The sequence below is a fragment of the Vibrio sp. AIC-3 genome (assembly GCF_013114515.1).
In the GTDB taxonomy this organism is placed as follows: domain Bacteria; phylum Pseudomonadota; class Gammaproteobacteria; order Enterobacterales; family Vibrionaceae; genus Vibrio; species Vibrio crassostreae_C.
In genome coordinates this window covers 102,603-123,152 of record NZ_VTXG01000010.1, presented here as the reverse complement: position 1 = coordinate 123,152, position 20,550 = coordinate 102,603, and the positions used below count along the sequence as shown (strand labels likewise).

Genomic DNA, 20,550 nt, shown 5'->3' with positions numbered 1-20,550 from the left:
TGCATCAATTAATCTGTTTTATGAAGCTTTTTTTACCTAAACGTATAACCAGCAACAGCAAAGCCTTACTGGCATTGCGGTATATTGGGTTCGAGACGAAATAACGCGAATAATTTTGCATAGGCTAAAAACTTAGCCTGACGAGGGAGAAATGTTATAAAAAGTGATCGGCGTCAGAGGGATGAAGACGCGTAGCGCCCGAATTTAAACGCTTAACGGGTAATGGAATACGTTAAACTGGCTTATTTAGACGGAGAAAGAGTCAAATTTAAACACTCAGCGTGCTAGGAAGTTAGCGAGAAGCTGGTGTCCTTGCTCTGTTTTAATCGATTCAGGGTGAAATTGGACGGCATCAATCGGCAAGGTTTTGTGTTGATAACCCATGATCTCATCCATGCTACCATCTTCAAATTCCGTCCAAGACGTCAGCTCAAAACAGTCTGGTAATGTGCCGTTTTTCACCACTAAAGAGTGGTAACGAGTCACAGTCAGAGGGTTATTGAGACCTTGAAAAACACTCTTCCCGTTATGACGAATAGGCGAGGTTTTACCGTGCATCACTTGTCTGGCTCTCACCACTTCACCACCAAAGACTTGAGCAATGGCTTGATGACCAAGACACACACCTAAGATCGGCAGCTTACCAACGAAGTGTTCAATCACCTGCAGCGAAATTCCCGCATCATCGGGCGTACATGGGCCCGGCGAGATAACAAGATGGCTAGGATTTAGCGCTTCGATACCCGCAATATCAATCTCATCGTTGCGAACAACTTTCACAGTGACCCCTAACTCACAGAAATACTGATACAAGTTATAGGTAAAAGAGTCGTAGTTATCGATGATAAGTAACATGGGTCGAAATCGTTTGCTAAATACTAAAGGATTGGGAGATATAGGGGCGGTATTGTGCAATACCCATAGCGAAAGGCAAGTGGAAACTGCATTTCGCCAATAATTAAGGCCAACCTAAGTTGACCTTAATTGTTTACAGATAGCGTTAAGTTATCTGAATTGGCTTGCTTGTATGGCAAGCCAATCTACTTACAGTTTAGCTACTTGCGACGACGCCACATTGCCAGGCCAAACAATGACATCAATGCACCCAAGCCGAATGAACCGCCGACTCTTAACTCAAGAACCGCAGGATCATGATCCGATGAACGGAAGTGATCTTGGTACTTAGGCAGATCGCCTTTGTACTCTTCGTTGTAGTCAAACAACGTCGATTCACCACCATTAATGTGCCAGTCCGTTGCATCCACCACCATGTCTTTCAGGCTGTCGCTGATCAACAGGTGATCCAGTGCGCCCACTTCGTCATTGTATGAGTAGCTCCAGCTGTCTGGGTGCTTTTGAGCTACAGCATTAATGTAACCGTAGTTCTTAGTAATCACCGCACCGCTATCACCAAACTGTTCAACACCATCAATGTAAGTGTTACGCGCCGCTTTAATTTGCTTTCCGTATTTCTCTTCAGAGTAATCCGTTAGCACCAACATTGGATCTTCCATGCCATACGAATTCATATCACCCAGAATCACTTTATGACCTTCAATGCCATCGAGTGCTTCGCCCAGTGCCACCGCCGCAGCAACACGGAAGTTCTCACATGAACCTTGCTTATCGGCATCAACGCCGCCTTGGCCGCCCTGCTCAATCGGAGCAGCATCTTCCCAACACTTAGAGCCTTTCGATTTAAAGTGGTTGATCGCTACGGTGAGTTTCTCTTTGGTGCCTTTAACTTTAAAGGTTGGCGCCAATGAGTCACGTTGGTAGTTCTTACCGTCTTCAATCACCTTGCCTGAATCGTCTAACACCTCTGGTGCTTGTTGGCTTGGCATCGCGATAACACGGCTGTCTTTAAGCTTAACCACCTTCTTACGGTAGATAACACCCGTTGTGATAACGTCAGTACCAATAGAGTCCATCTCGTCGGTTACGCCGTCTTCGTTCGAGTCGACAGCCACAAAGGTATAACGGTCTTTCTTACGCTCAATGCGATCATTCAGTTGGTTTACAAGTTGCTGAATGGCAGAGCCTTCACCAAAGCCATTGTTCTCAATTTCCATCAAGCCAATGATGTCTGCATCTAAGCGAAGAATCGCGTTCACAATCTTCTCTTGCTGCATCTCAAACTCAGTGATGGTGTTCGCGCCACGGTTATTGCCGTGCTGATTCGCGTCGCCACCAAATGGAGAGTTGAAGTAGTTCAATACGTTGAAGGTCGCAATACGTAGGTCGCCTTCATCCATGTCTGGTTTGTCGGTACGCGGATCGTTACGCACATAGTTTTCAGCCGAGATCTGGTTAGTCGCAATTAAACGGTACTCACCGTAGCTGTAAGTCAGCACGCCTTCTAGGCCAACAATGGTGTCATCAATGCGGATGTAATCTTCTGTTGAACCATCTTGGTCGATATCAGTGCGGCCAAAATCTGGGTAGAAAGGGACTTGTCCATCAGCCGCTTTTTGATCGGTTTCAACGAAAAGACGGCGGTCTGCGTTGTCTTCAGTTTGCTGCTTCGCTTCGTCAGATCCCGCGGCGAAAAGCTGGTTCGGCTGCATGTTAATACGCTCATGCGCCAGTACCATGTTGTTACGACGACCTGCGTAGTCATAACCAAAGGTACGCGTCACACGCATATCAAGCGCTTCGGTTGTTTTCACCAACATGCCTTCGTAGCGTTCAAGCGTTGCAGCGAAGTTCTCGTCACTGTCTAGCACTTCAATCGCCGTAGCTTCAGGTGCCTGCTGCTTGCCCTGTTTTAGCCATTGGTTGTTTTCTACTTTCAGCTGAGTGTGGCTGTAGTATTCTTGAACCTTGCCTTTCACACACACTACATCACCGGCTACTAGCTCTGAGCTCGACTGGTTGGTATGAATAAATAGACCCTCAGAAGTGCTTGAGTTGAAATCATCCTCAAGTGCTTGCAGGTAGAAGCCTTTAGTTAGGCCTGTTGTTACCGCACTTACCACACCTTTTACGAAATATTCATCGTCGGTGATGTACGGGTAGCCATCGATGAATGGCGATGTAGCGCCCTCACCTTGGATTTCTTGAATGGTGGTGAATACTGGGTCAGAGCCATCTTGTGTACAAGTGAACGCTTCTGGCAGCTCAACGCTGTCTAGTGAACCTAGCCCTTCAATACTGTCTTTTGGTAGCGATACCCATTGTGAAGCATCAAACGTCGCAGAAGGTGTTTGTGTCGCACGAACCAAAGTAACATCTTTGCCCCAGTCCACATCGCCCATCAAACCAACAACATCATGCACCGAACCATCTGCATTCAAGATAGCTAGCGGGTCGTCACCATTATGATTAGCCAATGAAGCATTTAGAATGTCAGCGACCGCCTTAATCTCATCACTCGCACTAGAATGTGCGACCACGAGTACTTCACCGGGTGCTAAAACGTGTCCATCTAAAGGTAAAGTGGCACCCCATGATCCGTTACCATTGGCAGATTTCGCCAATGAGTAACCATCTAAACTAATGCTGCTATCGCCACTATTGGCAATCTCAACCGCTTTGTTATAGCTGCCGCCTTCCACATATTGTGAAATAAACAAATCAGCGTGTGCGCTTGTAGTTAACAAGCTACCAATTGCCACTGCTAGCAATGAAGGTTTGTGTAAAAGAGCCATCCGTTTCACCTGAGTTCATCGAGTTATAGTCACTGCCATCTATGGGCAGTCATGTATTTTGTGGTAACTATCAGGTTTATTTATGAAAGGAATAAGTCAGTTGGCAAGAAAATGAGGAACTTATCACTTTGGAATCATCAATTGTTTGGCACGTTATATATTTCCAACATATATAGAAACGAGTGTAATTTTATAAAGCTTGAGGGTACCAAATAAGATCATCTGCACAGCATTACAGCGATGGATATGCTAGCTAAATACTGGGTAAATTATCAATTCAAACAAGGGGGTTTCGAGGAAGGCAAATGGAATGGGCATGAAAAAGCCCAAAGTAAACAACAGCTACTTTGGGCTCAAATTCTCAAGCGAGTTGTGTTAGTTCACCCTATGGGCGAGTAACAAAACCTACTGCTTCGTATGCTTTTTTCAGTGTCACTGCAGCACGTTCAGAGGCTTTTTCAGCACCGGCTTTCATTACTGCGTCCATGTAGGCACGGTCAGCACGGATACGGTGATATTCAGCTTGAATCGGCTCAAGCATCTCAACCAATGCTGCGCCTACGTCTTTCTTGAACGGACCGTACATTTCAACGCCTTGGTACTGCGCTTCGATCTCTTCGAACGTTTTACCTGTCGCTGCAGAGTACAGACCCATTAGGTTAGAGATACCCGCTTTGTTTTCCCAATCGTGAGCAATGCGTGGTGGTGTTTCTGCATCGGTTTGCGCTTTGTTGATCTTCTTGATGATCGACTTAGGTTCTTCTAGCAAAGTAATCACGTTCTTACGGTTGTCGTCTGACTTAGACATCTTCTTCGTCGCATCTTGCAGGCTCATTACACGTGCATTCACTGTTGGAATGTAAGGTTCTGGTACTTGGAAGATTGGCGTTTCAGGACCGTAGATGTTGTTGAAGCGAGTTGCGATATCACGCGCTAACTCTAAGTGTTGTTTCTGGTCGCTACCTACAGGCACTTGATGAGCACCGTAAAGCAGGATGTCTGCAGCCATCAACACTGGGTAGTCGTATAGGCCTACGTTTACGTCATTTGAGTGGCGTGCAGACTTATCTTTAAACTGAGTCATACGGCTCAGTTCACCCATTTGCGTGTAACAGTTAAGAAGCCAACCAAGTTGAGCATGCTCTGGTACGTGTGACTGAACAAATAGCGTGCTCTTCTTTGGATCAACACCGACAGCAAGACAGATTGCTAGTGCGTCTAGAGTCGCTTCATGCAGTGCTTTCGGGTCTTGGCGAACCGTAATTGCGTGAAGGTCTACAACACAGTATTGGCAATCGTAATCATCTTGCATCTGTTGCCATTGACGTAGAGCACCCAAGTAGTTACCGATACTTAGTTCACCAGATGGTTGAACACCACTCAATACGATGGGCTTGCTCATGGTTTTAATTCCTTTGCTTATTCGCTAAGTTTATTGAACGCTTAGCTTCTTAACTTAAATATAGAAAAGCCGCACAGCTCTTCTGTACGGCTCATCCAGTGTACTCATTGATAAGTATTTTGCTAGTAGGTTAGCTAACTTTTGTCCGCTTTATGCTGAAACTAGAACGACATCTAGTAATTGCGCGACGTTATCCGCGACATAGTCAGGGTTTGATGCTGAAATCGGCTCGCCGTGGTTATAACCGTAAGTCAGACCAAACGAGTGACAACCTGCATTCTTAGCCGCTTTAATGTCGTTGCTTGAATCGCCAACCATCAACATCTCTTCCGCTTTTACATTGTGCTTTTCTAGCAACCAGTTCAGAGCGACTGGGTTCGGTTTTTTCTCTGGGAAAGAGTCGCCACCCAACACATCAACAAAGTACTTATCAATACCGTGTTGCGCCAGTACGTCTGGTACAAACTTCGATGGCTTGTTGGTAACCAGCGCCATAGTGAAGCCGGCTTTATCCAGCTCAGCCAGCGTCTCTTTAACCGATGGGTAAAGGTGACTTAGCTTGTGACCGCCCTGCTCATAGAAATCATCAAACAGGATGCGTGCTTTTTTCAGTAGCTCTGGCTCTAGGCTTGGGTCAACCGTCAAGTTACGGCTGAGTGAACGTCCGATAAGAACATCAGCACCATTACCTACGTAGTCGCGAACTTGTTCTTCGCTCACTGAAGGGAAACCCAACTCCTGACAAGCTTGGTCAGCAGCAACGGCCAAATCAGGCACGCTGTCTAACAAGGTTCCATCCAAATCAAAGGCGATCAGTTTTATTGAGCTTAATGACATCTTACTTTCCTATTTATTATATTCGTCTTATGAGTTGAGCGATAAGACGTAAAAAAGGGGCAAATTAGCCCCTTAATATTCAATCTATCTGTAGTTTTACGATTATGCGTTTACTTTTGCAAGCTCTGCACGCATCTCATCAATCACTTCTTTGTAATCCGGTTGATTGAAGATAGCTGAACCCGCAACGAACATATCTGCGCCCGCTTCTGCGATTTCACGGATGTTATCAACCTTCACGCCGCCATCAATCTCAAGGCGAATGTCACGGCCTGACTCATCAATCAGCTTACGAACAGCACGTAGTTTATCTAGCGTGTGCGGAATGAAAGATTGACCGCCGAAGCCTGGGTTCACAGACATCAGTAGAATCATGTCTACTTTGTCTAGGATGTAATCTAAGCAAGAAAGCGGCGTTGCAGGGTTAAGAACCACACCCGCTTTACAGCCGTGCTCTTTGATTAGCTGTAGAGTGCGATCGATGTGCTCTGAAGCTTCAACGTGGAAGGTAATCATTGATGCGCCGGCTTTAGCAAACTCAGGCACGATGCTGTCTACTGGCTTAACCATAAGGTGAACATCGATAGGAGCCGTAATACCGTAGTCGCGCAGCGCTTTACAGATAGGCGCGCCAAAAGTCAGGTTAGGTACGTAGTGGTTGTCCATCACATCGAAGTGCACAACATCAGCACCAGCTGCGAGTACTTTTTCTACGTCTTCACCAAGACGAGCAAAATCTGCAGACAAAATCGATGGAGCGATTAGAAAATCTTTCATACCAAACCTCTTAAGAGTGAGTAAATTGCGAATATCACCGCCTTGTGACATCTCATATACAAATACAAGACTCAATTCCAAGACTATTTGGTGTGCAATTCTACCTAAGCAACTAAGCAGATCCTAGCAGTTCGAAAGATTAGTTTATGAAAGTACCCGTTGGTAACTCAATTTAATGAGTTCGAGGGTTATGTTGGCCGCTACAATTCTTCTGAAGCGTGTTGCTGGTTTTTCTCTTTATGAAAAAGTGCCAGTAACTCATCGACTTTATTGCGCCCTGCGCCATTACGGCTAATGGTGCGCTTAACCTTGACCACGTTCAGTTCTGCACCATGGTATAAACGGCGCGTTAAGGTGGTGTCATGGTTTGAGATCAAGACAGGGATGCCTCGTTCCATCGCTGCTTTTTCAGCAACATCCGCCAGTGCAGCTTGGTCATCTAAGCTAAAACCATTACCTGCGTAAGAGGTAAAGTTTGCCGTGTTCGACAGTGGTGCGTATGGAGGATCGCAGTAAACCACACAGCCTTTGCGCGCGCGGCTAAAGGTTTCATGGTATCCCTCACAGACGAAGGTGGCTTTTTTCGCTTTCTCGGCAAAAAATTCCAGCTCAGCTTCTGGGAAGTAAGGTTTTTTATAAGAACCAAATGGAACGTTAAAACCGCCCTTCTTGTTGTAACGACATAGGCCATTGAAGCCAAATCGGTTCATATACAAGAAAGCCAATGAACGATACATGACGTTATCTGTACCATTGAACTCAGCGCGAATATCTAAGAAGGCTTCTTTACGGTTGTTCTCAGGACAGAACCAGCGCTTCGCTTCCGTGATATAAGTTTCAGGATCGGTTTTAAGCAGGTTGTACAGGTTGATAAGATCGGGATTGATATCTGCAAGCAGGTACTGTTCAAAGTCAGTATTCAGAAATACTGAGCCGGCACCGACAAACGGTTCTACCAATTTACGAGCAGGTGGCAGGTGACGTTGGATGTCTTCAACTAGGCCATATTTACCACCAGCCCATTTTAGAAAGGCACGCTGCTTTTTCATTTACTGCTCTATCTATCAACTCAAAAATAAGGCTGCGGAATGTAACATATTTTGAGGCTAAGCTCAGGGTTATTTCGCACGTTCTATCTCTCGATGCACTTGATTCATCGATTTTGCCCAAGGTTCCAACTGTTGAAGGGGTTTTGATAACGCACTTACCGCGTCTCTCGCCACTTGAATCGTTGGGTAATCTTGATAAGTGATAATAAACCACTTGGTGTCGTTGCGAAGTGTTGGGTAAATACGAACCTTGTTCTCAAGGTCATACTCTTCAATGAAAGACTGTACGTCGTCCAATGAGGTCATCGCACTCAACTGCAAAGTATAAGCTCGCGGAGAGATAGCTTGTAACTCTTCGCGAGAAAATGAGAATGTAATTTTCTTAGTCGGTGGCGTGGACTGTGTTAGGTCTGTTGCTTCATCGGCTGAAGGCTGTGACTCCACTTTGTCTGCATCTGATTGCGAACTCACCGCGGCACCTGTGTTTTCTTCAACAGCAGCATCAATCGCACTGGTATCGGCACTTTCAGGTTTATCATCAAGCAAGGCATCAACCACATCAGAGGTGATTACGACACGCAGCTGATCTTGTTCGACTTCTCCAACACTCGCGGTATCTTCAACGACAGTCGGTGGCAAAGATGAGCTGTCGTCATCAGCACCTTGATAACTCATGTCAGCTTCGGCTTCAGAATCGTCCATTCCGTCGATTCCAGCTTGCTCGGTACCACTTTCCACTTCAAAAGTTGGGATAGCTGTCTGTTCAATCGGAGCGATAAGAGATTGCGCTTTATCGTCAGGGGTTGGTTGACTGAACATCCACCAATAACCACCACCAATTAAAATCAACAGCAAGGCCACCACAATCGCGATATTGATGGGTGAGCCAATAATTGAGCGAATAATAATCCTTTTTTCCACTTTCAATTCTCCTAAAGCCATTAACTCACCGGGCAGAGGTTGCGCTTTATTAAACGCACGTCGCACGCGAGTTTCAGACTCATCATCAACATATCGAATCACCAGTGATTCAAAGAAATGTTCAGCTTCTGGTTGCGAAAGGTCATCGATCTCGAGATCGATAGGCTTGTGTTGTTGACCGTAACTCAAACGCGTTAATAACGTATCTAAGTGGCCAGGTTCCGAGAAGAGAACGATATTGATCGTCCATTGAGGGTTTGATTGAGCTTCCAGTACCAACATCCATAATTCGGATACCAATAGCTCAGAAAGTCGTTGGGCATCATCAACGACGATAACCACATTACACGGTTCTCCATCCAGTAACCTTGTTAGGCTATCCGATAAAGAATCATGTTGATTAAACAGGGGATCAGAAACAATTTGGCTAAGAATGAGCGCACGGCGTTGTTGATCGTCTTGGCTTGGATGACAAAGCAGTAAACACTGATTTTTTTCTGTCGACCATGCTTCAAGATAACGCTGAGCCAACCAAGATCGGCCAGAGCCAGCTTTGCCCGCCACCGTCACAAGGTTTGAACCAAAGTTAGTCAAAAGCTGTAAGCGCTCTAGCAGCTCAACTTGAGATTCTAACTCTAATACTCTTAATTCATGAGCCAAACTCATTGGGGATCCCTACTGATAAGATCGATCAGTAAAACGCTTCAGTTGCCTAGAGTTTAGCTAGGCAACCTCACAACCAAATTTAAAGAGTACGGCAGAAATCGATCGCTTGTTTAATGATGTCTTGAGGCACATCAGCAACCACTTCAGCAGTACCAATACTTGTTGGTAATACCAAACGCAACTGACCAGACAGCACTTTTTTATCGCGCATCATGTGCTTCATAAAGTCTTCAAAAGACATGCTTTCTGGCGTATGGATTGGTAGTTTCGCATTCTTGAGTATAGAAATAATTCGCTCAAGTTGCTGCTGAGAGATCAGTCCCTGTAATTGAGCTGTTTTAGCTGCCATTACAGTGCCTGACGACACAGCTTCACCATGTAGCCAATTACCATAGCCTAGTTCTGCTTCAATCGCATGACCAAATGTATGACCTAGGTTCAATAACGCTCTGATTCCTGACTCTTTTTCATCTAGAGCCACCACTTCAGCCTTAATTGCACAACAACGAGCAATCGCGGTAATCAGTGCTTCTTCATCAAGTTGATAAAGTTTCTCTAGATTCAGCTCCAACCAATCAAAGAAGGCTTCATCGTAAATGATGCCGTATTTGATCACCTCAGCAATGCCCGCTGCAAACTCACGCTCTGGAAGCGTTGATAAACAGTTGGTATCGATGAGCACAGATTTCGGTTGGTAAAAAGCGCCGATCATATTCTTACCAAGAGGATGGTTTACTGCGGTTTTACCACCAACAGAAGAGTCCACTTGAGAAAGAAGGGTCGTCGGGATTTGAATGAAATCAATACCGCGCTGGTAACAAGAGGCAGCAAAACCGACCAAGTCACCGATAACACCACCTCCTAAAGCAATCACCACCACATCGCGGCTGTAATTTCCTTCAAGCATGTAGCTCATCACTGAATTGAACGTTTCAAGGGTTTTGTACTGTTCACCGTCTGGCAGCTCGAGAAGAGATGTCTGACAGCCGACTTGATCCAATAGCGATAAAATTTTATCAGCATAAAGAGGCGCTACTGTCACATTACTGATAACAACAACTTTCTGCTTACCTGATAAAAAAGAAAGGTACGCCGGGTCTTCAAATAACCCGGCGCCAATAGAGATAGGGTAGCTACGCTCAGCTAGATTGACCGTAATCCGTTCCATGGGTTTGCTCTCCGAAAAAATGAACTTAACGTTCTTCTAGCATTTTTACGATCTGGTTGGCTACCACTTTTGCACTTTGGTCGTCAGTACGAACTGTGTAGTCCGCCACTTCTTCGTATAGTGCGTTGCGAGATACAGCTAGATCTTCTAGCACATCACGCGGGTTGTCTGTTTGAAGTAGAGGGCGTTTCTTGTCGCGGTTAGTGCGAGCAAGTTGCTTTTCAATTGTTGTCTCTAGGTATACAACAATGCCTCGTGCAGATAGACGGTTACGGTTTTCTTTGCTCAACACTGAACCACCACCTGTCGCAAGAACAATACCTTGTTCTTCTGTCAGATCATTGATTACAGATTCTTCGCGCTTACGGAAACCTTCTTCGCCCTCAACATCAAAAACCCATGCGATGTCTGCGCCAGTGCGCTCTTCGATCACAGTGTCAGAGTCTAGAAACTCCATATGAAGTTGGGAAGCTAGGTGTCTACCAATTGTACTTTTGCCGGCGCCCATTGGGCCAACAAGAAAAATATTGCGTTTCTCAGCCATGTTTTTAGCAGTAATTTACAACGTTAATTCAATGACATCGCCACAAGGTAGGTCAGTACAAGTACTGAAATTAAAAGGCCCGTGGCACCGATTCCTCACAGATAATTCGTGATAAGACCCGAAATTATCAAGGTTAGGTGCCACTAATGCAACTTTATTTTTAATCTAATTGTTCATTACTGAATCACAACTTTGGGTGTGACAAAAATAAGTAGTTCACTTTTACCCACATTTTCATAGCTGCGACGGAACAATGCGCCCAAAACTGGCAGGTCCCCCAACAGAGGAACTTTATCCACTGTACTGCTCACGCTGTGCTGAAATATCCCGCCAAGCACGACAGTTTCACCATTATTAACAAGCACTTGCGTACCTATTCTTTGCGTATCAATGGCGACCGCTTCACCGGTTCCAGTTTTTACCACTTGCCCTGGCCTATCTTGAGTCACGCTCAAATCCAATACCAAACGATTATCGGGCGTGATCTGCGGTGTCACCTTAAGACTCAACACGGCTTTCTTAAATGCAACCGACGTAGCGCCACTTGAAGATGACTCTAAGTAAGGAATTTCAGTACCTTGCTCAATATAAGCCGGCTTTTTATTGGTGGTGATTAAGCGTGGACTAGAAATGATTTCAGCTTTTGACTCTTGTTGCAGTGCCGACAGTTCAAGATCGAGTAAGGTATCTGAACCCAGTTTGGCCACCTGAAACGCAATACTCGAGGCGTTCGGCGATGTTGCCCCTAAATTAACGTTGAGATAGTCATCAATCACGCTGCTGCCGCTATCGTCGTCATACGGCGTAATCGCTGATGGGTGGTTACCTTCGATTGAGCCACCAACGGTGAAGCTTCCGTTGGTTGAGGAAACGCCCCAGCGCACGCCAAGCTCATCAAGATTACCCTCAGTAACCGTGACAATACGTGCCTCTATCTGTACCTGCTTCACGGGAATGTCTAACGATTCAATAATGCCTCGGATCACGGCAATGTTTTCTTCCAATTCACGAATGAGCAGTGAGTTGGTGCGCTCATCAATGGTAATCGAACCACGATCGGACAACATGCTGACCGCACCTTCACCTCCAATCATGTCAGCGATGTCGGTGGCTTTAGCAAAGTTAATCTTGATGATTTCCGATTTAAGCTCCCCTAACTCCTCTTCTAAGCGCGATTTCTCTAACGCTTGTTGCTCTCGAAGGTCGAGCTCCGCTTTCGGCGCGACCAAGATAACATTGCCATCAACACGCTTATCCAAGCCTTTAACTTGCAAGATAATGTCGAGAACTTGCTGCCAAGGTACTCCATCTAAGCGTAACGTCAGGTTTCCGGCTACCGAATCAGACACCACGAGATTGAAGTCGTTGTAATCGGCAATCAGTTGCATTACATTTCGTACCGGGATATCCTGGAAGTTAATCGATATCAGCTTGCCCTCTTTCTCTAGAACGCTTTTTTCTTTGGTCGCTTCATCGAGCACCGGTTTGCTGATCACCACCTCAATAAAGCGCCCCTTTAGGTTGTATTCATACTGATAGTCATTGCTAATCGTCGCTAGAAGCCGAGTGCTTGGTGTCTCTTTATAGACTTCAATGCCTTCAACCAAGGTAGCGAAGTCTTTTACATCTAGTAGGTAAAGCTTGTCATCATCAACCTGAGTATTGATCAACTCGATACTTAACCCTTCCTGAGCACGTTGAACATCCACCACAGCGGTGCTGGTCGCTAGCTCAATAATGATGACGGCGTCTTTATCCTTATTGACCCTAAAATCAATATTCTCTAATTTATTTGGTAGGCTCTCTGCGTAACTAAATACGCTAAAAACCAACATCACAGACACCATCAAGCCTTTCAGCCCTTTGTTCATTGACTCACTTATTCCTTTAATCATATTTACATCTCATATCCACATCATGTGACATTGGTTTACTTCAGAGCCAGCCTAACGTTGCGCTTATGCCAACAACCTAAGCCATCTGGAAGAGTTTCATTAATCTGAACGTACTGGCTGGTCACCTTAGTAACTCGGCCATTGTTTAAGCCGATAAACTGGCCTTTCTTGACGTTTACCACGTTGCCTTTGGGTGTTTGCACTAAGCCGAACACGCTTGAGCCACTGCCCATCACGCCTCTTAAACGAAGCTTACTCAGCGGGTACTTCTCTAACTTGCCATTACGAGAACGGGCGCTGGGTTGCCAACAGTCTTTCTTAACCAAGGGTTGGTTTTGCACAATGGCTTCTTTAGGCAGTTCAAAGGGAGGACGCAAAGATCGGCGCTGATAAGTCGCCGCCGTGAATTCAGTTGCTGGGACAAGTTGCTCGACATCTTTTCTCGCCTTGGCTTCAACCTGCGCCACAAAATCTTGCAGTGAGTCTTGATTAGCTTTGCAGCCTGACAACGCAAGCATCAATACGATTGAGTAAAACGCGCTATTGGGTTTCATCATTAACCCCCGATTTAAACTGGTAGGTATAAGCTCGAACCCTAAAGTGCAGCGTGCTACTTTCTTGACTGACTCGCTGCCAATTCACATCATCAAAGCTAATAATACGCGGCAGCTTGGCGATGGCAGCAGAGAAGTCACCAATCTCGTGATAGTCACCTGTCAGCTCTATATTGAGAGGCAATCGATAGAGAAACTCCTTATTCTGCTTTTGCCCCCAATCGATTCGTGTGAAGGTCAGCGAGTTATCCAAGCCGAGCTCATTCACGGAGGCCAACATGCTCGCTAACTCCTTTTGAACGGGCAGCTGCTCTAATAGATAATCGTAGCGACTAGTTAGCTCATCCAACTGGCTCTGCAACTTAGGCAAGGCTGCAACCTTATTCGCCTTTATCCTCAAGGTCGTTTTTAAGGTCTGCTCCTGTTGCTTCATCTGTTTCAGTTCCTCGTCGAGCGGCAGCAGATACAGCCAAGTGCCAACACCTTGGATTAACACTATCAACACCAGAATCACGAGAAGCTGAGGCAACAATGGCCATTCGGTGATCTCATCAACATCGAGATCTTGCAAGCTCATCCTGTTTTGCCTACTAATCCTATTTTGAAGGTTAGCCATGATGCGCCCCCTTATCTTTTCTGCTCGCGGTTGTGTTTTCTAAAGAGACAGGGCTAAACACAAAAGAGACCTTGAAGGTCTGAAATTCTTTATTGAAGCGTTTGCGGTTATGAACGATAGAGTGCATCTCGACCCCTTCCAGGGAATCTGAGCGCTCTAAGTTGTCCAACATAGTCGCAAGACGAGCGGTACTGTCACTGATGCCCGACATCTCAATCTCCTGACCATTCATCTTTATCTTGTCGACATACACGCCCTCAGGAATCAGCTCTGGCATCAGGTTCATGAAGTCGGTGGTTTTGTTGCGGCCAAGCTGCAAAGACTCCACCACATCAAGTCGAGTGAGAATGGCTTTGTGCTCTTGTTCGGCGACTTTTAATGACTGAATTTGTCGGTCGAGCTCAGCGATGTATTGATTAAGATAATTGAGGCGCGCTTGCTGCCTGGCTTGTTGGTCATAAAAGTAGTTACCGACCGCCCATTGCCCACCAAGCGCAAACATGACGCCAAGAATAACTAAATGAACAAAACGCTTTTTATGCTGAGCACGAATCTCATCACGCCACGGCAGCAGGTTAATTTGATGCAACATGCTTTTCTCCCTGCCACTTGAGTCCACTCATCGCCATACCCGCGGCAATACCAAAGTGTTGCCAGTCCATTGGCAGTCGACGTCTCTTGGCGACCTTGTTATCAAACAGAGACAAAGGATTCAATGACTCACAGCTCAGCTGAAAATGGCGCTCTAACTCTTCGGTTACCATTGGGATGCTCGCACCCTCACCCATCAGCCAGATCCCAGAGATAGGTTGCTGCGCATTTCCCGATGAATAGAGCTGTAATTGGCGCTTGAGCTTCTCAATCAAATGAACAATGAATTGATGGGTATCTTCAGCCGTGCCGAACACACCTTCTATATCACTTGGGTTATCCGTGCTGCGAAGAGCTTGAGTACCAAAAGCGATGTCTTTATAGAAAGGCGCTGAATTCTGCGGGATAACTCCTAACGACGTTTGGTCGATTCCAACATCCACCAGCAGCCAGTTATTCTTATCGGGATACAAGCGCGAAGCTAATTGCCAGATGTTTAGCAGCCCATGTGCTTGTGTATCTACCACCACAGGTTTAAAACCAGCCTTAGTTAATGCATCCGCTCGGCTATCGACGACTTCCTTACGAGTGGCGTATACCTGATAACTGCTTGTCGAACCTTTACCAAATCGTTTGTCTTCCAGCTTTACAAAATCTAAACTCAGCTCCTCGATAGGAAAGGGAGATTGATGGGCGAAGGTTTGATAGATAGAAAACTCTTTTTCTCTGTCTTCTAACTCACTCTCTATTTGCAGTACTTTGCTGATCACCGTGTTATCAGGTACCGAAATGGCGACGTTGCGACAGCCAAAAGGCAGTCCTTTCCTAAGTTCTTTAAGTTTCTTAACAGTTTTCTGATACTCCAAAGTATGGTTAGCTGTAAAAATGTCGTCCGAAATCGGCAGCTCTTTGTATCCCACTAGGGCATACAACTCCCCCACGGGTTTTAGTACCACGGCTTTGATGCTGTGATGATTTATATCTATACCTGTAATTAATGATGAACCCATGTGACCTAGCTCCTGAAGTGCCAAGCATTTCGTTGATTATCTAGGGGTTGTGATTATTAGTTAAATAAGCGTTAATAAACGAAAGCTAAGTTTTTAGCCTAGAGTACAAGGGTTTGCTGCTTATCAGCCTTAACTAATCAGGGATTATCCGGTGAAGTTCATAAAGCGATTATTCATATTTACATTGATTTGCATGATTCTTGGAGTCAGTACAATTTTCGGGTTTTATTTTTACGTAAAACCAGAGTTGCCTGATGTTGCCACTTTGCGCGACGTAGAACTCCAAACGCCGATGCAAGTCTTCAGTCAAGACGGTAAGCTGATCTCTCAATTTGGTGAAAAGCGTCGTAATCCAGTCACTTATGACGAGATTCCTCGCCACTTAGTTGAGGCTCTGATTGCCACCGAAGATAGCCGTTTCTATGAACACCCAGGTATTGACCCAATCGGTATCACACGTGCAGCACTCGTGGTTGCAATGTCGGGTTCAGCCAAACAAGGTGCGAGTACCATTACTCAGCAGCTTGCGCGTAACTTCTTCTTATCTAATGAGAAAAAGATTATGCGTAAGATCAAAGAGATCTTCATTGCGATCCACATTGAGCAACTTCTTAGTAAAGAAGAGATCATGGAGCTTTACGTCAACAAGATCTTCCTTGGTCACCGTTCGTATGGTTTTGGCGCGGCAGCACGTGTTTACTTCGGTAAAGATCTTCCTGATCTCACGCTGAGTGAAATTGCGACCCTTGCGGGTATGCCAAAAGCACCTTCGACAATGAACCCTATTTACTCTGTTGAGCGCGCGACTAACCGTCGTAACGTTGTATTGCGTCGTATGTTAGACGAGAAATACATCACTCAAGCAGAGTTCGATGACGCTCGTAGCGAAGAGCTTATCTCGAAATACCACGGTGCAGAGATCGAACTGAGCGCGCCATATGTTGCTGAAGTTGCACGTGCTTGGATGGTGGAACGCTATGGTGAAGAAGCTTATACATCAGGCATGAAGGTCTACACGACCGTTGATTCGAAACTGCAAAAAGCAGCGAACCAAGCCGCAATTAAGAACCTACTTGGCTACGATGAGCGTCACGGCTACCGTGGTGCTGAAAAAGTATTGTGGCAGACTGCGCAATCAGCGTGGGATCAAGAACAAATCGTTAAACACCTTAAGTCTCAACCAACCTATGGTGACCTAGTCCCTGCTGTTGTTACCGCGGTTGATTCGAAAAGTGCTCAAATTTGGGTTAAGAACCAAGGTGAAGGCACTATCGAATGGCAAGGCATGAACTGGGCGCGTAAATTCCTAACGGATAACCGCCAAGGACCAGCGCCTTCTCAAGCGAAAGAAATTCTGGCGGTTGGTGAACAAATCTGGGTTCGCCATGAAGCCGTTACCGGCGATGAAGTCTCTGAAGAGCCGACAGAAGAGTCAGCGACTGCAGAATCAGAAACACCGATTGTATGGCGACTAAGCCAAGTACCGAATGCGAACACAGCATTTGTTGCAATGAACCCGAACAACGGCGCGGTATTGTCGATGGTCGGTGGCTTTAACTTTGTCCACAACAAGTTCAACCGTGCAACGCAATCTATTCGTCAGGTGGGTTCTGGTATCAAACCCTTTATCTACTCAGCAGCGATTGAGAAAGGCTTAACGCTAGCCTCACTGATCAACGATGCACCGATTAACCAATGGGATAAGAGCCAAGGTACCGCATGGCGACCAAAGAACTCGCCACCGACTTACGTGGGTCCAACTCGTTTACGTATTGGCTTAGCTCAGTCTAAAAACGTAATGGCGGTACGTGTACTGCGCGAAGTAGGCCTAGATGATACTCGTAACTACCTAACTCGATTTGGTTTTGATATTGACGAAGTGCCTCGTTCAGAGACCATTGCTCTGGGTGCGGGTAGCTTAACGCCAATGAAAGTAGCTCAAGGTTACTCAGTATTCGCTAATGGCGGCTACTACGTTGAACCTTTCTACATCAGTCGCATTGAGACACCATTTGGTGAGACTGAATTTGAAGCGACACCAAAAGTGGTTTGTAAAGACGATTGCCAACAGCAAATGACCTCAGACCCAATGGCTGATGAGTTTGCAGAGCAAGATGTGGATGCCAAAGTACAATACGCACCTCAAGTTATCTCTGAACAGAACGCATTCCTTGTTCGTGAAATGATGTACAGCAACATCTGGGGTGGCGGTGATTGGAGCGCAGGTACGGGTTGGAACGGTACAGGTTGGCGTGCACAGCCGTTGAAGCGTCGTGACATTGGCGGAAAAACGGGTACCACCAACGATTCGAAAGATACTTGGTACAGCGGTTACGGCCCTGGCATGGTTGCAACGGTATGGGTTGGTTTTGATAACCACAACCGCAACCTAGGCAGAACCAAAGCGAACTCAAATCTTGGTAAGAACCAAATTACGGGTGCAGAAGCTGGCGCGAAAACAGCAGAACCTGCATGGGTTGATTTCATGGGTACGGCGTTAGCGGGTGTTCCTGCTGAGCGTAAAGAGATTCCTGAGAACATCGTCCGTGTTCGTATCGACCGTGAAACTGGCTTACTGACCAACAAGTTCGATAGCTCATCAATGTTCGAGTACTTCGAGAAAGGCACAGAGCCAACCGAGTACATCACTGAACGTTTCAATGATGACATCTACTCAACCTCATCAGGTGAAGCAGTAGAAGAACTGTTCTAACTAAGGTTTGTAGAACCTAGTAACATGAACCAACAAAAAGGGTTGATATGCATTCATATCAACCCTTTTTTTATATCTATATCTGACCAGACTAGGCTCTAAATTCAAGCGCTAAGCCGTCTTCTCCAGTTGAGTTCGAATCGTCTCAGCCAATTGCTCGAAACGTCCCTTCAATGGAGAGCCCGGACGGTAGGCAACAACAATGCGACGTGAAGGTGTTGGATTCACAGCAGGTACGTAACACACACCGTCTTTCTGCTTCTCTTTCGGCACCGATAGCTGAGGAAGCAAGGTAATCCCCGCCCCCGCCGCGACCATGTTACGCAGCGTTTCTAAGCTGGTTGCCTTAAAGCGCTCATCATCTTTGGCGCCCGCAGCAAAACAGAAGCCCAAGGCTTGGTCTCTCAAACAGTGACCGTCACCTAGCGCAAGTACGGTTTGTCCATTTAGCTGCAGCATATCGACAGTGTCTTGCTGAGCCCACTCGTGGTCACATGGAACGGCAACACTTAACGGCTCGTCATACACATCGATCTCTTTGAACACCGCCGTTTCATCAACCGCAGCCAGTACTAAGCAATCAAGCTTGCCATCTTCAAGTTGGCTCACTAACTGATGGGTCTGAGCTTCATGCAGGTAAAGCTCAAGATCTGGGAAGCTCTCTTTTAGATGAGGAACAATCTTAGGCAAGATGTAAGGACCCACGGTTGGAATAAAACCAATGTGCATTGGCCCCGTCATCGCTTCACCGTGTCCACTCGCCATATCTTTAAAAGTTTTCACTTCATTGAGAATACGCTTGGCTTGTTCAACAAGTTGTAACCCTGATTCTGTAAATATTACCTTCCTTGGACTACGCTCGGTTAACTGAAGTCCAATTTCATCTTCGAGTTTGCGTATTTGACCGCTTAGTGTCGGCTGACTGACAAAGCACGCTTCTGCCGCTTTTCGGAAGTGTTTATGCTCTGCGAGCGCCACCAAGTATTCAAAGTCACGAATATTCATGATCAGTCTCTTACCTCAGGTTTTAATAAGAACAAGGGGTTTCATAGAAACATTTAAAAGAAAAATGCTCTTGATAGAATTTACCTATCAAAACCATAACATCAAACGATTAGAGCTATCAAAGAATTTATCTAATAATGGGCTCAACAAAACGAAACAGAGCAACGAAAAACGTTAAGCTCTAATAGAACAAAATTAAAAATACTATTTAAGGAAATCAATATGTTTGCATCTAAAGAAGGTCAATCAATCCCTCAAGTAACATTCCCAACTCGCCAAGGCGATGCATGGGTTAACGTAACGACAGAAGAGCTTTTCAAAGACAAGACAGTTATCGTATTCAGCCTACCAGGTGCGTTTACTCCAACATGTTCTTCAAGCCACCTACCTCGTTACAACGAACTACATTCAGTGTTCAAAGAAAACGGCGTTGATGACATCCTTTGTGTTTCTGTAAACGACACGTTCGTAATGAACGCATGGAAAGCAGACCAAGAAGCGGAAAACATCACATTCATCCCTGATGGTAACGGTGATTTCACAGACGGCATGGGTATGCTAGTTGAGAAAAACGACATCGGCTTCGGCAAACGTTCATGGCGCTACAGCATGCTGGTTAAAAACGGCGTGGTAGAAAAAATGTTTATCGAAGAAGACGTACCAGGCGACCCGTTCAAGGTTTCTGATGCAGACACTATGCTGAACTACCTTGCTCCTGAGCACAAAGAGCAAGAGTCAATCACAGTATTCACTAAGCCAGGCTGTCCTTTCTGTATGAAAGCAAAACAGAACCTAATCGACAAAGGTCTGAACTACGAAGAAGTGGTTCTAGGTAAAGATGCAACAACAGTAAGCCTACGTGCAATCTCTGGTCGTACTACCGTTCCTCAAGTATTCATCGGTGGCAAACACATCGGTGGTAGTGAAGAACTAGAAACTTTCCTAGGCTAATCGCTTCATCGCCGATATAGGCTTAGAAGTATCAGCTAACCCACCCTCTTGTGGGTTAGCCATTCCAAACACTCTTATCTGAGTTTTGGGAAAAAGAATATAGCTGGTGACTCGCCTGTCTTTTACTAACCTATAGTTAGCAATAAAAGCAGAGTCACAAGCTAAACCTAATAAAACAGAATCACAAAACTGACCCGTTAT

The 20,550-nt window shown here is 45.7% G+C and carries 18 protein-coding genes; 3 read left to right on the top strand and 15 right to left on the bottom strand.

The genetic code is table 11. The annotated features are described in order from the left end of the window. Positions 1–276: 276 nt before the first annotated feature. The 14 genes from F0229_RS09655 to pilM form a co-directional block, all read right to left on the bottom strand. Positions 277–855, bottom strand: coding sequence for an aminodeoxychorismate/anthranilate synthase component II (locus tag F0229_RS09655; RefSeq protein WP_009848915.1), 579 nt, complete (start codon positions 853–855; stop codon positions 277–279). A gap of 200 nt (positions 856–1,055) precedes the next feature. Next, complete coding sequence (locus F0229_RS09650) at positions 1,056–3,650, bottom strand: ExeM/NucH family extracellular endonuclease (RefSeq protein ID WP_171732720.1); 2,595 nt, start codon at positions 3,648–3,650, stop codon at positions 1,056–1,058. A 385-nt stretch (positions 3,651–4,035) separates the two neighbouring features. Next, positions 4,036–5,052 (bottom strand): tryptophan--tRNA ligase, encoded by a 1,017-nt coding sequence (gene trpS / locus F0229_RS09645; RefSeq protein ID WP_016796005.1) that lies wholly within the window; start codon positions 5,050–5,052, stop codon positions 4,036–4,038. 150 nt (positions 5,053–5,202) lie between these two features. Next, on the bottom strand, positions 5,203–5,889 hold the full coding sequence (locus F0229_RS09640) for a phosphoglycolate phosphatase (protein ID WP_017061120.1): 687 nt from the start codon (positions 5,887–5,889) through the stop codon (positions 5,203–5,205). A gap of 102 nt (positions 5,890–5,991) precedes the next feature. Then, positions 5,992–6,666: a ribulose-phosphate 3-epimerase gene (gene rpe, locus F0229_RS09635; protein WP_010435263.1), complete on the bottom strand. Its 675-nt coding sequence runs from the start codon at positions 6,664–6,666 to the stop codon at positions 5,992–5,994. A gap of 200 nt (positions 6,667–6,866) precedes the next feature. Next, positions 6,867–7,715, bottom strand: coding sequence for a Dam family site-specific DNA-(adenine-N6)-methyltransferase (locus F0229_RS09630; protein ID WP_017061122.1), 849 nt, complete (start codon positions 7,713–7,715; stop codon positions 6,867–6,869). A 69-nt stretch (positions 7,716–7,784) separates the two neighbouring features. Next, on the bottom strand, positions 7,785–9,302 hold the full coding sequence (locus F0229_RS09625; RefSeq protein WP_171732719.1) for an SPOR domain-containing protein: 1,518 nt from the start codon (positions 9,300–9,302) through the stop codon (positions 7,785–7,787). A 79-nt stretch (positions 9,303–9,381) separates the two neighbouring features. Further along, positions 9,382–10,470: a 3-dehydroquinate synthase gene (aroB, locus tag F0229_RS09620; RefSeq protein WP_171732718.1), complete on the bottom strand. Its 1,089-nt coding sequence runs from the start codon at positions 10,468–10,470 to the stop codon at positions 9,382–9,384. Positions 10,471–10,495: 25 nt separating this feature from the next. After that, on the bottom strand, positions 10,496–11,014 hold the full coding sequence (gene aroK / locus F0229_RS09615) for a shikimate kinase AroK (RefSeq protein ID WP_017061125.1): 519 nt from the start codon (positions 11,012–11,014) through the stop codon (positions 10,496–10,498). Between the two features lie 176 nt (positions 11,015–11,190). Then, a complete protein-coding gene (locus tag F0229_RS09610; protein WP_171732723.1) occupies positions 11,191–12,885 on the bottom strand; it encodes a type IV pilus secretin PilQ in 1,695 nt (564 codons plus the stop codon). 59 nt (positions 12,886–12,944) lie between these two features. Further along, on the bottom strand, positions 12,945–13,463 hold the full coding sequence (locus F0229_RS09605) for a pilus assembly protein PilP (RefSeq protein WP_017063694.1): 519 nt from the start codon (positions 13,461–13,463) through the stop codon (positions 12,945–12,947). Beyond that, complete coding sequence (locus F0229_RS09600) at positions 13,450–14,079, bottom strand: type 4a pilus biogenesis protein PilO (protein WP_171732717.1); 630 nt, start codon at positions 14,077–14,079, stop codon at positions 13,450–13,452. Before F0229_RS09600 ends, F0229_RS09605 begins: the two co-directional genes overlap by 14 nt. Beyond that, positions 14,072–14,671 (bottom strand): PilN domain-containing protein, encoded by a 600-nt coding sequence (locus F0229_RS09595; RefSeq protein ID WP_171732716.1) that lies wholly within the window; start codon positions 14,669–14,671, stop codon positions 14,072–14,074. The genes F0229_RS09600 and F0229_RS09595 overlap by 8 nt, the downstream gene beginning before the upstream one ends. After that, on the bottom strand, positions 14,655–15,680 hold the full coding sequence (gene pilM / locus F0229_RS09590) for a type IV pilus assembly protein PilM (protein WP_048663002.1): 1,026 nt from the start codon (positions 15,678–15,680) through the stop codon (positions 14,655–14,657). The genes F0229_RS09595 and pilM overlap by 17 nt, the downstream gene beginning before the upstream one ends. A gap of 151 nt (positions 15,681–15,831) precedes the next feature. On the opposite strand from pilM, the gene F0229_RS09585 reads away from it, so the two are divergent. Next, on the top strand, positions 15,832–18,393 hold the full coding sequence (locus tag F0229_RS09585) for a penicillin-binding protein 1A (protein ID WP_032546261.1): 2,562 nt from the start codon (positions 15,832–15,834) through the stop codon (positions 18,391–18,393). A 111-nt stretch (positions 18,394–18,504) separates the two neighbouring features. Here the strand turns inward: F0229_RS09585 and oxyR are convergent, their stop codons facing one another. Then, the gene (gene oxyR / locus F0229_RS09580; protein ID WP_017061132.1) at positions 18,505–19,398 is read right to left on the bottom strand and encodes a DNA-binding transcriptional regulator OxyR; all 894 of its coding nucleotides are present in this window, start codon (positions 19,396–19,398) and stop codon (positions 18,505–18,507) included. Between oxyR and F0229_RS22060 the strand changes: the two genes are divergently transcribed. Both F0229_RS22060 and F0229_RS09575 read left to right on the top strand, forming a co-directional pair. Beyond that, positions 19,397–19,576, top strand: a complete 180-nt coding sequence (locus tag F0229_RS22060; protein WP_017068839.1) for a hypothetical protein — start codon at positions 19,397–19,399, stop codon at positions 19,574–19,576. The genes oxyR and F0229_RS22060 overlap by 2 nt on opposite strands. A gap of 44 nt (positions 19,577–19,620) precedes the next feature. Continuing rightward, on the top strand, positions 19,621–20,349 hold the full coding sequence (locus F0229_RS09575) for a glutathione peroxidase (protein ID WP_017061133.1): 729 nt from the start codon (positions 19,621–19,623) through the stop codon (positions 20,347–20,349). The last annotated feature ends 201 nt before the right edge of the window (positions 20,350–20,550 follow it).